The sequence below is a fragment of the Hansschlegelia zhihuaiae genome, from assembly GCF_004103825.1.
GTDB classification, from domain to species: domain Bacteria; phylum Pseudomonadota; class Alphaproteobacteria; order Rhizobiales; family Methylopilaceae; genus Methylopila; species Methylopila zhihuaiae.
On record NZ_RYFI01000015.1, the window covers coordinates 88,229 to 101,533 of the forward strand.

Annotated in this window: 14 protein-coding genes and 1 pseudogene; 8 read left to right on the forward strand and 7 right to left on the reverse strand. The window is 65.1% G+C overall.

What is annotated here, in order from left to right:
* Positions 1 to 148 (forward strand): annotated as a pseudogene (locus EK403_RS23315) (efflux RND transporter periplasmic adaptor subunit); the annotation flags it as partial.
* On the forward strand, positions 145 to 3,297 hold the full coding sequence (locus EK403_RS15560) for an efflux RND transporter permease subunit (protein ID WP_128778379.1): 3,153 nt from the start codon (positions 145 to 147) through the stop codon (positions 3,295 to 3,297). The pseudogene EK403_RS23315 and the gene EK403_RS15560, both read left to right, overlap by 4 nt.
* Here EK403_RS15560 and lspA read toward each other — a convergent pair.
* The 3 genes from lspA to EK403_RS15575 all read right to left on the reverse strand — a co-directional run bounded on the left by lspA (position 3,294) and on the right by EK403_RS15575 (position 6,508).
* Positions 3,294 to 3,854 carry a signal peptidase II gene (gene lspA, locus EK403_RS15565; protein WP_245479728.1) on the reverse strand — a complete coding sequence of 187 codons (561 nt, stop codon included), beginning with the start codon at positions 3,852 to 3,854 and terminating at the stop codon, positions 3,294 to 3,296. The genes EK403_RS15560 and lspA overlap by 4 nt on opposite strands.
* Positions 3,799 to 4,245 (reverse strand): DUF411 domain-containing protein, encoded by a 447-nt coding sequence (locus EK403_RS15570; protein ID WP_245479729.1) that lies wholly within the window; start codon positions 4,243 to 4,245, stop codon positions 3,799 to 3,801. The genes lspA and EK403_RS15570 overlap by 56 nt, the downstream gene beginning before the upstream one ends.
* A 127-nt stretch (positions 4,246 to 4,372) precedes the next feature.
* The gene (locus tag EK403_RS15575) at positions 4,373 to 6,508 is read right to left on the reverse strand and encodes a heavy metal translocating P-type ATPase (RefSeq protein WP_128778381.1); all 2,136 of its coding nucleotides are present in this window, start codon (positions 6,506 to 6,508) and stop codon (positions 4,373 to 4,375) included.
* A 66-nt stretch (positions 6,509 to 6,574) separates the two neighbouring features.
* Here EK403_RS15575 and EK403_RS15580 point away from each other — a divergent pair, with 66 nt between their 5' ends.
* The 6 genes from EK403_RS15580 to EK403_RS15605 all read left to right on the forward strand — a co-directional run bounded on the left by EK403_RS15580 (position 6,575) and on the right by EK403_RS15605 (position 10,429).
* Positions 6,575 to 7,024, forward strand: coding sequence for a MerR family transcriptional regulator (locus EK403_RS15580; protein ID WP_128778382.1), 450 nt, complete (start codon positions 6,575 to 6,577; stop codon positions 7,022 to 7,024).
* Positions 7,025 to 7,097: 73 nt separating this feature from the next.
* On the forward strand, positions 7,098 to 7,484 hold the full coding sequence (locus EK403_RS15585) for a DUF411 domain-containing protein (RefSeq protein ID WP_342633786.1): 387 nt from the start codon (positions 7,098 to 7,100) through the stop codon (positions 7,482 to 7,484).
* A 129-nt stretch (positions 7,485 to 7,613) separates the two neighbouring features.
* Positions 7,614 to 8,426 carry a YdcF family protein gene (locus EK403_RS15590; RefSeq protein WP_128778384.1) on the forward strand — a complete coding sequence of 271 codons (813 nt, stop codon included), beginning with the start codon at positions 7,614 to 7,616 and terminating at the stop codon, positions 8,424 to 8,426.
* Positions 8,427 to 8,533: 107 nt separating this feature from the next.
* Positions 8,534 to 9,697 (forward strand): nucleotidyltransferase family protein, encoded by a 1,164-nt coding sequence (locus EK403_RS15595; RefSeq protein ID WP_128778385.1) that lies wholly within the window; start codon positions 8,534 to 8,536, stop codon positions 9,695 to 9,697.
* Between the two features lie 265 nt (positions 9,698 to 9,962).
* Positions 9,963 to 10,223 carry a CopG family ribbon-helix-helix protein gene (locus EK403_RS15600; protein WP_128778386.1) on the forward strand — a complete coding sequence of 87 codons (261 nt, stop codon included), beginning with the start codon at positions 9,963 to 9,965 and terminating at the stop codon, positions 10,221 to 10,223.
* Positions 10,223 to 10,429, forward strand: a complete 207-nt coding sequence (locus tag EK403_RS15605) for a type II toxin-antitoxin system RelE/ParE family toxin (protein ID WP_128778387.1) — start codon at positions 10,223 to 10,225, stop codon at positions 10,427 to 10,429. Before EK403_RS15600 ends, EK403_RS15605 begins: the two co-directional genes overlap by 1 nt.
* Before the next feature lie 184 nt (positions 10,430 to 10,613).
* On the opposite strand, the gene EK403_RS15610 is transcribed toward EK403_RS15605, so the two are convergent.
* The 4 genes from EK403_RS15610 to EK403_RS23320 form a co-directional block, all read right to left on the reverse strand.
* Positions 10,614 to 11,030: a hypothetical protein gene (locus tag EK403_RS15610; protein WP_206659559.1), complete on the reverse strand. Its 417-nt coding sequence runs from the start codon at positions 11,028 to 11,030 to the stop codon at positions 10,614 to 10,616.
* A 91-nt stretch (positions 11,031 to 11,121) separates the two neighbouring features.
* Positions 11,122 to 11,508, reverse strand: coding sequence for a helix-turn-helix domain-containing protein (locus tag EK403_RS15615; protein WP_128778388.1), 387 nt, complete (start codon positions 11,506 to 11,508; stop codon positions 11,122 to 11,124).
* Positions 11,509 to 11,521: 13 nt separating this feature from the next.
* A complete protein-coding gene (locus tag EK403_RS15620) occupies positions 11,522 to 11,866 on the reverse strand; it encodes a hypothetical protein (protein WP_128778389.1) in 345 nt (114 codons plus the stop codon).
* A 59-nt stretch (positions 11,867 to 11,925) separates the two neighbouring features.
* The coding region (locus tag EK403_RS23320; protein ID WP_245479730.1) for a heavy metal translocating P-type ATPase at positions 11,926 to 13,305 on the reverse strand (1,380 nt) is incomplete at its 5' end.

Here is a 13,305-nt window from a genome sequence, read left to right on the forward strand (position 1 = left end):
CGGTCTGAGGAGCGAGGGCTTCGTCGAGATCAGGGAGGGTCTTGCCGAGGGCGAAACCGTCGTGGTCGGCGCCAACTTCCTCATCGACGCCGAGAGCAACCTCAAGGCCGCGCTTTCGGGCCTGACCGCGCCGGAGAACCCGAAGTGATCGCCCGGCTCATCGCGTGGTCGGCACGCAACCTCGTGCTGGTGCTGGTCGCGACCGCCTTCGCCGTCGCCGGAGGTCTGTACGCGCTGAAGACCCTGCCGCTCGACGCCATCCCGGACCTCTCCGACGTCCAGGTCATCGTCTACACCGAAGTCCCCGGACAGGGGCCGCAGGTGGTCGAGGACCAGGTCACCTATCCGCTCACGACCGCCATGCTGACCGTGCCGAAATCGAGGGTCGTGCGGGGCTTCTCGTTCTTCGGCGTGTCCTTCGTCTACGTCATCTTCCAGGACGGCACGGACCCCTACTGGGCGCGCTCCCGGGTGCTGGAGTTCCTGAGCGCCGCCGCCCCGCGCCTCCCATCGAACGTCACGCCGACGCTCGGGCCGGACGCGACCGGCGTCGGCTGGGTCTACCAATACGCCGTCATGGCGAAGAACCAGACGCTCGCCGAGACCCGCTCGACCCAGGACTGGCAGGTGCGCTTCGGGGCGTCGGCCGCCGAGGGCGTCGCCGAGGTCGCGAGCGTCGGCGGGTTCGCCAAGCAGTACAACGTGGTGGTCGACCCGCAGCGCCTGCGGGCGCTCGGCGTCCCATTGTCAAAAGTCCGCGACGTCGTCCGCGGCAGCAACATGGACACGGGCGGCCGGACGCTCGAGCTCAGCGAGTTCGAGTTCATGGTCCGGGGCCGCGGCTACCTGAAGAGCGTCTCCGACATCGAGAACGCGGTCCTGAAGGTCGACGGCGGCGCGCCGGTCCTCGTGAAGGACGTCGCCCGTGTCGAACTCGGGCCCGACGAGCGGCGCGGGATCGCCGAACTCAACGGCGAGGGCGAGGTCGCGAGCGGCATCGTGCTGCAGCGCTTCGGCGCCAACGCCCTCGACGTCATCGACAACGTCAAGGCGAAGATCGCGGCCCTCATGCCAAGCCTGCCGGCCGGCACCGAGATCGTGCCGGTCTACGACCGCTCGCAGCTTATCGAGGCCGCGATCGAGACGCTGAAGTCGACGCTCGTCGAGGAAAGCATCGTCGTCGCGCTGGTGACGATCGTGTTCTTGGCTCACGTCCGCAGCGCCTTGGTCGCGATCCTGATGCTGCCGGTCGGCATCCTGATGGCGTTCGGAGCCATGAAGGCGCTCGGCATCGGGGCCAATATCATGAGCCTCGGCGGCATCGCGATCGCGGTCGGAGCGATGATCGACGCCGCGATCGTCATGATCGAGAACGCCCACAAGCATCTCGAGCGCGCGTCTCCGGGCAAGCCGCGGGTGGAGACGCTGATCGAGGCGGCCCAGGAGGTTGGGCCGTCGCTGTTCTTCAGCCTCCTGATCATCACGGTCTCGTTCCTGCCGATCTTCACGCTGGAGAGCCAGGAGGGACGGCTGTTCGGGCCGCTCGCCTTCACCAAGACCTTCGCGATGGCGGCCGCAGCGCTGCTGTCGGTCACGCTCGTCCCCGCGCTGATGGTGATTTTTGTCCGCGGCCGCATCGTGCCTGAACACAAGAACCCCTTGAACCGAGCGCTGATCTGGCTCTACCGGCCGGTCATCCGCGGCGTGCTCCGGGCCAAGACGCTGACGATCCTGCTCGCCGTGGCCGCGCTCGGCGCATCGTGGTGGCCTGCGATGCAGCTCGGCTCGGAGTTCATGCCCCCGCTCGACGAGGGCACGCTGATGTACATGCCGACCACGCTGCCCGGCATCTCGGTCTCGCGCTCCACGGAACTGCTGCAGACGCAGGACCGGATCATCAAGTCGTTCCCGGAGGTCTCATCCGTCTACGGCAAGGCCGGCCGCGCTGCGACCGCGACCGACCCGGCGCCCAGCGAAATGACCGAGACCATCATCAACCTGAAGCCCAAGGCCGAATGGCGGCCGGGCGTCACGACCGAGAGCCTCAAGGCCGAGATGGACAAGGCGCTGCAGTTCCCCGGCGTCTCCAACGCGTGGACGATGCCGATCCGCGCCCGCATCGACATGCTCGCGACCGGCATCCGCACGCCGGTCGGGATCAAGGTGTTCGGATCGGATCTCGTCGCGATGGAAAAGCTCGCGCGCGAGGTCGAGCAGGCGGTCAAGACCGTGCCGGGGACGTCGAGCGCCTACGCCGAGCGCGTCATCGGCGGTTACTATCTCGACATCACGCCTGACCGCTCGGCGCTCGCCCGCTATGGGCTGATGGTGAGCGACGTGCAGGACGTGATCGCGACCGCGCTCGGCGGCGAGACCGTGACCACCACCGTGGAGGGCCGCGAGCGCTACGCCGTCAACATCCGCTACCCCAGGGATCTGCGAAGCGACCCGCAGTCGATCGGCCGCGAGGTGCTCGTGCCGATGGCCTCAGGCGGCACGGTGCCGCTCGCTGAGGTCGCGAGCATCAAGCGCACCCGCGGACCGACCTCGATCCGCACCGAGAACGGCCGGCTCGCGATCTACATCTTCGTCGACATCGTCGGCCGCGACCTCGGCGGCTATGTCGACGACGCGCGGAAGGCCGTGGCGGAGAAGGTCACGCTGCCGACCGGATCGTCGGTCGAGTGGAGCGGGCAGTTCGAATATCTCGAGCGCGCCGAGGCGCGGCTGAAGATCGTCGTGCCGCTGACGCTCGGCCTCATCTTCCTGCTGCTCTACCTCAACTTCCGCCGCCTGACCGAAACGCTGATCGTCATGCTGTCGCTCCCCTTCGCGCTGGTGGGCGGGCTCTGGCTGATGTGGTGGCTCGGCTTTAACCTGTCGGTCGCGGTCGCGGTCGGCTTCATCGCGCTCGCGGGCGTCGCGGCCGAGACCGGCGTGATCATGCTGATCTACCTCGACCACGCGCTCGCGGAGCTGAAGGCGCGTCGCGCCGCCGAGGGCAAGGCGCTCACGCGCAACGACCTGACCGAGGCGATCATGGTCGGAGCGGTCGAGCGTGTGCGTCCCAAGCTGATGACGGTCGTCGCCATCATGGCCGGGCTGCTGCCAATCCTCTGGAGCACCGGGGCCGGCTCCGAGGTCATGCAGCGCATCGCTGTCCCGATGATCGGCGGCATGGTCTCGTCGACCGTGCTGACGCTGGTGGTGATTCCCGCGGTCTATGGATTGGTGAAGGGGTATGGGCTCGCTACGGAGGCTGGGCGCATGACCCATCTGCCTCAAGGATTGGATTAGACGTCGCCGTCGGCGGCTGGGCTTCGTCCGGCGACCGCGTCGAACAAGACCAGGCACACGCCGAGGGTGATGAGGACGTCGGCGAAATTAAACGTGAAGAGGCTGACGTCAAAGGGGTGAAGGTGAAGGAAATCGGTCACCGCACCGTTCGCGATGCGGTCGACCAGATTTCCGATCGCCCCTCCGACGATCAGCGAGAAACCGAGGCGCTCGGGCGTGGTGGTCGCCCTTACGAGAAGCCAGCCGACGAACAGCGTTCCGGCGAACTGGACGAGGATCAGCAGCAGGAGGGCGCCATTCGCTTCCGCCGGAAACAGGCTGAAGCTGATCCCGGTGTTCTCCTGCAGGTGAAGACTGAGGAATGGCAGGAACGGCGTCGACCCATCGCCGATCCCGGCCTTCGCCACGCCCTTCAGTAGCAGGTCCGAGGCGGCCGCGGCGAAAACAGATCCGACGATCTTTGCATGCCGACGTTCGAACGCGTGCGCTTTCCGACGCCCGTCAATCCCCATCGATGCGGCTCGCCGGATAGCTCGCGAACACCTCGGCGTCGCCACCTCGCTTTAGCAGCAGGACCTCATATGCCTCGGCCTTCCCCGGCATGCCGGGCGAACCTATCGGCATGTCCGGGACCGCCAGTCCAAGCGCATCCGGACGCTCGGCGAGAAGGCGGCGCACCTCCCGGGCGGGCACGTGTCCCTCGACAATATAGCCCCCGATCCTGCCCGTGTGGCACGAGGTCTGACCGACCCGCAGTCCCGCCGCGAGCTTGTCCTGCATCAAGGCGCCCATCGGCACATCTTCGGCCTTCACCGTGAAGCCGTTCTCCTCCATGTGGCGGATCCAGCCTATGCAGCACCCGCAACCGGAGGTCTTCTTGACGGCGAGTTCGTCGGCGGCCGCCGCGGCATGATTTAGCGCGGCCGCAACCACCAAGCCCGCGATCAATCCACTCCGCTTCATTGCAGCGCCCCTGTCGTCCAGTCGGCGATGAGCCGCCGCAGCTTTTGGATCTGAATTTCCTCGGCCTCGTGCAGGTCGAGCGAACCCATGAAGGTCTTTTCGGCGTTCACCCTCATCGAGCCGGCGCCGAGGGATCGAAGCGCAGCAGACGGAGCGCGTTCGCGGTGACCAGCACCGTCGCCCCGGTGTCGGCGAGGATCGCCATCCAGAGCGGGGTGGCGCCGATCAGGGTCGCGACCAGGAACGCGCCCTTCAGCCCGAGCGACAGCGCCACGTTCACCCAGATGTTCGACAATGTGGCGCGCGAAAGGACGACGAGCTCCGCAACGCCGCCGACTCGATCCTTGAGCAGCGCCGCGTCCGCGGTCTCGAGCGCGACGTCCGTGCCGCCGCCCATCGCCACGCCGACCGAGGCTGCGGCGAGCGCCGGGGCGTCGTTCACGCCGTCGCCCACCATCGCGAGCGGACCGCCGACCCTCAGGGAGGCGATGGCCTTGAGCTTAGCGTCCGGAAGGAGTTCGGAGCTGTGGGCCACGCCGAGGTCCGCAGCGATGGCGGCCGCTGCACGGGCGTTGTCGCCGGTGAGCATGACGGTGTGCAGGCCAAGGTCGCGCAGCCGCGCCAAGCCTTCCCTGGCGTCCTCGCGGGGGCGGTCCTTCAGCGCGATCAGGCCGAGCGCCCGCTTGCCGTCGCTGACGACCACCACGGTCGCACCCTCGGTCTCGAGAGCTGCGACGCGTTCGGTCGCCTCGGGGGTCAGGAGCCCTTGCTCGGAGGCGTGCCGAGGCGAGCCTACCGAGACGAAGCCGGACGACAGCCGGGCAGTCACCGCCTTGCCCGGGACCGCGGTCCCGCCACCGAAGGCGCGGGGGATCTCGATCGCCCGCGCCTCGGCCTCCTCGACTATCGCAACCCCGAGCGGGTGGCTGGAGCTGCGCTCAACCGCCGCGGCCTTGGCGAGGACCGTCTCCATCGCGCCATCCAGCGCCACGACGTCGACCACCTTCGGCCTTCCCTCGGTCAGCGTGCCCGTCTTGTCGAACGCGACCGTCTTGACGCGCCCAAGGGCCTCGAGCGCCACCCCTCCCTTGATCAGCAGCCCGCGCCGCGCGCCGGAAGCAAGACCCGACGCGACCGCCGCAGGCGTCGAGATCACCAGAGCGCAAGGGCACGCGATCAGCAGAACGGCAAGGCCGCGGTAGATCCAGGTCTGCCAATCGCCGTCCACCAACAATGGCGGAACCACGATGACGGCGAGCGCGAACGCCATGGCGGAGGGAGTGTACCAGCGACTGAAGCGCTCGATGAAGCGCGCCGTCGGAGCCTTCGATCCTTGCGCCTCCTCGACCATGTGGACGATGCGGGCGATCGTGTTGTCGGCGGCCGCTTTGGTGATCGTCACGTGTAGCTCGCCGTTGGCGTTGACGCTGCCCGCATAGACGTCGGATCCAGCCTCCTTGAGGACTGCCCGGGACTCGCCCGTGATGGGCGCCTCGTTCACCTCGGAGGTCCCGCTCGCAACCGTGCCGTCCGACGGGATGCGGTCACCGGGCCGGACCAGCACGAGGTCGCCGACCTCGAGGTCGGAGGCCGGTACCGTCTCGATCGCGCCGCCGCGGATGCGCCGGGCGGAGCGCGGGATCAGGTCGACGAGCGCCCGGACGCCGGCCCGCGCGCGGCTCGCCGCCACTCCCTCGAGCAGCTCGCCGACGGCGAACAGGAACACCACGACGGCGGCCTCCGGCGCCTCGCCGATCGCGATGGCGCCGATGGCAGCGACGGACATGAGCGTCTCGATACTGAAAGGGGTGCCGTTGATCGCGCCCATGACAGCGCGGCGGACGATGGGAACGAGGCCGAGGGCGGCGGCCGCCACGTAAGGCCATTCCGCCCAGCCGGGCTCGGCGAACGACAGGCCCCAGGCAGCGGCGAGCAGCGCCCCGGCCGCGAGCACGAGCCTCCCCTTTGAGGAGGCGTGCCAGGCGCCGTCGTGGCCGTCATTTTCGCTGGAGGTCTCGCCAGGAGAGGCCGAGTCGGACGCCTTGAAGCCAAGGCTGTCGATCTTGGTGCGAATTGTCTCGCGGCTGGTGCGGTCCTCGTCGACGGTGATCGACATCGTGGAAGCGGCGACGCGGACATCGACCTCGGCGACCCCCGGCAGGCGACGCATCGCGGTCTCGATCTTCGAGGCGCAGGATCCGCAGTCCATGCCCTCGATTCGGAGCTTCAACGTGCTGGCGGCCGCCATGTCGTCACCTCGACAAACCTGATGTGACGCCCGATATGGACCCTGTAGCAGCTACAGGGTCAAGCGATGTCGGACATCCTCGCGATCGGCGAACTGGGTCGGGCCACCCACACCAAGGTCGAGACCATCCGCTACTACGAGCGCATCGGTCTGCTGGCGGCCCCGCGCCGCACCTCGGGCAACTACCGCGCTTACGACGGATCCCACCTGAACCGCCTCAGCTTCATCCGTCGCTCTCGCGATCTCGGCTTCTCGCTTGAGCAGGTGCGGGCCTTGCTCGGTCTCGCGGACCAGAAGGACCGTTCGTGCGAGGCGGTCGACCAAATAGCGCGAGGACACCTCGCGGAGGTCGAGCGGAAGATCGCCGACCTCACTGCGCTAAAAGGCGAACTGGAGACCATGATCCACCAATGTGGAAGCGGCGTGGTCCGCGACTGTCGCATTATCGAGACGCTGTCGCCGGACCACGTCGCCGGAACTGCAACCACTGGAGGGACCTCTGATGCGAGCCATTGACCGAAGAACGTTGGGCGTACTCGTGGTTGGCGCGTCCTTCGTCGTCTCTGGCTCAGTCCGCGCGGCGCCGATTATGACCGTCCACAAGGATCCGACCTGCGGCTGCTGCGAGGCCTGGGTCGCGCACGTCCGTGCCGCGGGCTACGAGGCGCGGGTCATCGAGGTCGCGGCCATCAACGCCATCAAGGCGAAGCTCGGCGTGCCGCCGGGCCTGAGGTCCTGCCACACGGCCGAGATCGACGGCTACGTGCTCGAGGGTCATGTGCCTGCGACTGCGATCGCGAGGCTGTTCGCTGAGCGTCCGAAGGTGCGGGGTCTCGCGGTGCCCGGGATGCCGATCGGCTCGCCCGGCATGGAGGTTGAGGGTCGCGATCCTGAATCCTACGACGTGATTGCTTTCGGCGACGGTGAACCCAGGGCCTTTATGAGATTCAGCGGAGGCGTCGCGCACTTGCGCTAAAGGACGTCTTTATGGGCTAAGGCCCAACTTCGGGTACCAGGGCCGACGTACAAGCCTCTTGTACCGACAAGCGTCCCGCGTCGACACAGCGCGGCTGCGACGCCGCCTGAGGCCCATGAAGAGGCGATCATGTTTTTTGTGATTTCGAAGCTCGTGGAGTCTTTGTTGTTGCCGTCGAACATCGTCGGCGTGTTCGCTCTTTTTGGGCTTGTGATGTTGGTTTTGAGGCGTCGCCGGCTCGGCGTCGGTGCGCTTGCTGTCTCAGCGACTTTGCTTCTTGCGTTCGGTTGGGCGCCGGTCGGCGCTGCGGGCGTACTCGTGCTCGAAAACAGATTCCCGCAGCCGCGGATCGAGGAGCCGATCACGGGCGTGATCATGCTCGGCGGCGCAGTCGACACGCATATTTCAGCCGATCGTCGGGCCGCCGCCTTGAATGAAGGGGCCGAGCGTCTGACCGCCACCGCGGCGCTCGCGCGCCTTCATCCTCAGGCGAAGATTTTTCTGTCAGGCGGCGCCAATCATCTGCTTCAGTCGCAACCGCTGACCGAGTCCCGGATTGCGCGTGAGCTTCTTGTCGCGATCGGGGTTCCACCCGACCGGATCTTTTCGGAAGAGCTGTCGCGCACGACTCTTGAGAACGGCGCCAGAAGCGCCGAGGCGCTCAAGCCGGTCTCTGGAGAGCGCTGGCTGCTGGTCACTTCAGCCTCCCAGATGCCTCGAGCGGTGGCGTCGTTTAGGGCCGCCGGGTTCGCTGTGATCCCCTATCCCGTCGACTACCGGACGCAGGGTTCTGCGGACCTATCTCGGCCGACCCGGTCGATTTCGGAGGGCCTTGAGCTGTCTGATCTCGCCGCCCATGAGTGGGTTGGATTGTTGGCGTATTGGGCCTTGGGCCGGACCAATGAGGCATTTCCCACGGCCGATGAAGCCATTGCAAAATAAGGAGATTTCAGGCCATATACTAAAATCGCAAAATTAGTATAACGATCTTGATCCGCACCAAAAATCGAGTTATATTATTTTCGCGAAACTAGTATAACGATCTTCCAGTGAAAACCATCGGCCACGTTTATCGGACACTCTATTCCGAGCTCGCCCAACGCAGCCTCGACGCGCGTTTTGCGAGCGACTTCCCGGCGGACGGACGTTTCGTGCCCGTAACGGTCAAAGACCGGAAATACTGGTACTTCGATCGCCCTGCGGCAGACGGATCAGGCCGGCAGGACCGCAGTTATGTCGGACCAGCCGACGACGAGGAGATCAGCAAGCGCGTCGAAGCCTTCAGGGATCTGAAGGCGGACGTCCGTGAGCGAAGAAAAATCGTGTCGACCCTGACGCGAGAAGCCTATCTGCCGCGCCCCGACAAGATGGCGGGCGACATCGTTCAGGCGTTGGCTGACGCCGGCTTCTTCAGGCTGAGAGGCGTTCTTGTCGGGACCGTTGCGTTCCAGGCCTATTCAGCCATGCTCGGCGCTCGGCTCGACAACACGGCCATGCTGACGTCCGACGCCGACTTCGCTCAGTTTCATTCGATCTCGGCGGCGGTGGGAGACCAGCTTCCGCCCGTCGTCGACGTTCTGAAAGCCGTCGATCCGACCTTTCGCGAGATCCCCCATATGAACGATGGGCGGATGACGACCCAGTTCGTCGCCAGATCTGGATACAAGGTTGAATTCCTGACGCCGAACCGCGGATCCGACGACAATTCCGGCGGGCCGGCCCCCATGCCGGCGCTTGGCGGAGCCTCTGCGCAACCGCTTCGTTTCCTCGACTTTCTGATCTACCAGCCCGAGCGTGCGGTGCTCCTGCATGGCGCAGGCGTGCCGATCCTGGTTCCGGCGCCGGAACGCTTCGCGATCCACAAGCTCATTGTGGGTTCACGGCGCCGCGTCGATCGAGACGGCACGGCGAAGAGCGCCAAGGACCGCCTGCAGGCGATGACGCTGATGACCGCGATGATCGAGCTCCGCCAAAAGGAAGATCTAGCGGAGGCCTACATGGAGGCCTGGGACCGCGGGCCCGCCTGGAAAGAAGCGATCCTCGCAAGCATGAGGACATTTGACGCCGACTCAGCCGCTCACTTGCGAAAAAACCTTGGCGCAGGCGTGCGCGCTCTCGGCGGTGAGGAGACCGAATATGGCCTGGAGGACCAAGGGCGAAGGCAGATCGAGCCGGTGACGCCTGCTTCAAACAAAGGCGACGGCGCCGCCTAGAATCCACTTTTTGTAATCGCAGTCGCTCGACCTGTCGAAGGCGCAGACCCGGCATCTGGTAGCAAACGCACGGTGCATTGCGCCCCTCATTTCTGCTGATGGCGCTGGCCGAGATCGGCCACAAGCCGTCAGCGATCTGGAAGGGCTACTTGCAGAGATCAAAATCGAGAATTCCGCCCAGACCGTCCTAAGCGCCGGCACCTGAAGATTGACAATCGCCGTTTTGTAATACTATGTATTACATTATACGCAAGGAGCGATGACAATGGCTAAACCCGAGCTGTCCGATCCCATCACGCTGCGGATCCCAGTCGACGTATTGGCTCAGATCGAGTCGATCGCAGAGGTCACCGACCGCTCGCGCAGCTGGGTGATGGTCCGAGCACTTCGCATCTACCTGGCCAACGAAGGCGGCAGCATTCTTGCGGTGAAGCAAGGACGCGAGCAAATCGCCCAAGGCGACGTCCACGACTTCGATGACGTCCTCAGCGAGATCACCGACATCGTCAGCGGCAAGGCCGCGTGATGAAGGTTCGCATATCGGAAATGGCGCGCACCTATCTGCGGAAGGAAGCTGCATATCTCAAAAAGAACAGCTCGCAGGCCGCAGCTGAGTTCCAAGAGAGAATGAATGCCGCTCGCCGTAATTTGGCGCAGTTTCCGAACATCGGTCACGAGGACACGCGTTGCAGGCGAAGGGCTCTCAATGCCTCATCACTGGCGATTATTTGATTAATTACGATGTTGCAGCCGACGAAATATTCATCTCGTCGATAGAGCACGGCCGGAACCGGCCTCTAGATCCCGCTATTGAAGACGATTTCGATTTTGAAGAGAATTCATCAGACAAGCCGGGACCATAGACCTAGCCAAGTCTGACCTGATCTCAGCGTTCGACCATAGCAGGTTGCCGTTCTCATCCGGAGCCGAGCGCTCGCGGCCAGCGTCCCTTTGCTTCCGCAAGGCCTTTGACGCCCGGCGGAGTGGCCTCCGACAGAAGCCTCCGATCGCGAGCGTCGTCGCCGCGCAGCGAGATCACGGTCTGGGCAAGCTCTCGAGACGTCATCGGCCCGCCAGCGTCAGCGATCGTGCGCATCAAAGCCCTTGTGAGCTCGCCTGTTCCAAACATGACCTGTCGCTTCTGACGCGGCATGACGGCGTCCAGGTCGCCCATGTAGCCGAACGACCCTAGCGTCCGATCCAGAGCATCGATGTCATTCCAGATTTCGGCCATCCGATCGCGGATTCGCTCGGCCTCGTTGAAAAGCTCCGCACGCTTTCTCAGCAGTCCGGAAATGGTGTGGTCGCAGCCGTCCGAGATCGTCGTTTCCATGCCCTGAGGATGCCTCAGAAGTCTGGAGCCTGGAACGGATCACGAGGTGCGTTTGCTGCCGGATGCCGCGCAGACCTATCCCCGATGGCGATCAATTCCCGATGTAGGAAAACTCGTCGTCAGGCTCGACCTCCAGCGAGGCGCGCACAGCCTTCGGGTTTCGGGCGATCGTCTGAAGATAGGATCGCGCCGCTCGGTCCGGCGTAGACCGGGCCTGTTCCCAATTTCGCACTGTCGCCACGTCCAGCCCGTACTGGATCGCGAACGCGTCCTGCGACAGTCCGAGCTCCGTGCGAAGCTTTCGCACGTTCACCGCGGTCGGCTCGTACACCTTGGCTGCGACGCCGACCTCGGCCAGGTCTCGGATCACAGCCCGCATGTCCTCGACGACCGGCAACTCGATCCAGATCTGCCCGCTGCTCATGAGCTCAGTGAGCGCCGCATGCGCGGCCCTCAACGGAAGGTGCCGCCGCGCCATGGCGAGCGCCGCCTTAGGACTGTTCGTTCCAGGACGAAGACGCAGCACGAACCGCACGGGTGAACCTGAGGGAACGCGGTCGACGTCCCGGATTTGCACCCGTGGTCCGAACCGCTCCTTCAACGATGATTTCATCGACATCGAGCTGCTCCATGATAGACCGGACCAGATCGCGCAGGCTGGCGTGCCCAAATGAATTGGCGCCGACGCCGCCGATATGGAGGCCTTCCAGGCGAATGCTTCGGTCCGAGATCTCGACATCGGCCATCACGGAGAGTTCGCCGAATGGCGTCTCAATGTGAGCAGTGACGACGGAATCTTCCGTTCCATCGTCGTCTATCGTGATCTCGACACGCATATTATATGCGCAAATTGCGTATAGACACAACTGCGTCGATCATTGAAACGCTCTGCTCATCAGATTCTTGTCGCGCGAAGCCTCAGGGCGTTGCCGATGACGCTCACAGACGACAGCGCCATGGCTGCGGCAGCCACGATCGGCGACAGCAAGAGGCCGAAGATCGGATAGAGCACGCCGGCGGCGATCGGCACGCCTGCAGCGTTGTAGACGAATGCGAGCGCCAGGTTCTGCCGGATGTTCGACATCGTGGCCTTGGAAAGCGTGCGCGCCTTGACGATCCCCATAAGATCGCCGCGCACGAGCGTCACTCCTGCGCTCTCGATCGCCACGTCGGTTCCGGTTCCCATCGCAATCCCGACGTCGGCGGCCGCGAGCGCTGGCGCGTCGTTGACGCCGTCGCCGGCCATCGCGACCACGCGCCCCTCGCGCTTCAGCCGTTCTACGACAGCGTGCTTCTCGTCGGGCAAGACGTCGGCCACGACCTCATCGATCGAGAGAGACCGCGCCACGGCCTCGGCCGTCGTCCGGTTGTCGCCGGTCAGCATCACGATCCGAATGCCTTCTGACTTCAGCGCCTTGACGGCGAACAGCGTACTCGGCTTGATCGGGTCGGCGATCGCGACGACGCCTGCGACGCGACCATCGACGGCGACGAAGATCGCGGTTGCGCCGGAACGACGGAGCGCTTCGGCTTTGTCCGCCAGCGCGCCAAGGTTGACGCCGGCGTCTTCGAGATATTGAGCCTTTCCGAGCAGGACTTTGCGGTCACCGACCGTACCTTGAACGCCCTTTCCGCTCGGCGCGTCGAAATTCTCGACAGGCGGGATCGTCAGGCCCCTCTTTTCGGCCGCCTCAACCACGGCGCGGCCGAGCGGATGTTCGGAGGCGCGCTCGACTGCGGCCGCCAGGCAGAGCAGATCGGTTTCCGAGACGCCGTCAGCCAGGGCGATTTCCGTCACTGCCGGACGGCCTTCGGTAAGGGTGCCAGTCTTGTCGACGACCAAAGCGTCGACCTTTTCGAGGCGTTCGAGCGCCTCGGCGTTTTTGATTAGAACGCCCAGCGACGCGCCCTTGCCGACGCCGACCATGATCGACATCGGTGTGGCGAGACCGAGCGCGCACGGACATGCGATGATCAGCACAGCGACGGCTGCGACGAGCGCATAAGCGAAGCGAGGCTCGGGGCCGAACGCAGCCCAGGCGGTGAAAGAGAGCGCCGCGATGGCGATCACGGCCGGGACGAACCATCCGGAGACCTGGTCCGCCAGCTTCTGTATCGGCGCGCGCGAGCGCTGCGCTTCAGACACCATCTGGACGATGCGGGCGAGCATGGTGTCGCGGCCGACCTTCTGCGCTCGGATCGTCAAAGCGCCTGATTGATTGATGGTCCCGCCGATGACGGCGTCGCCGGCCGTCTTGGCCACAGGCATCGGCTC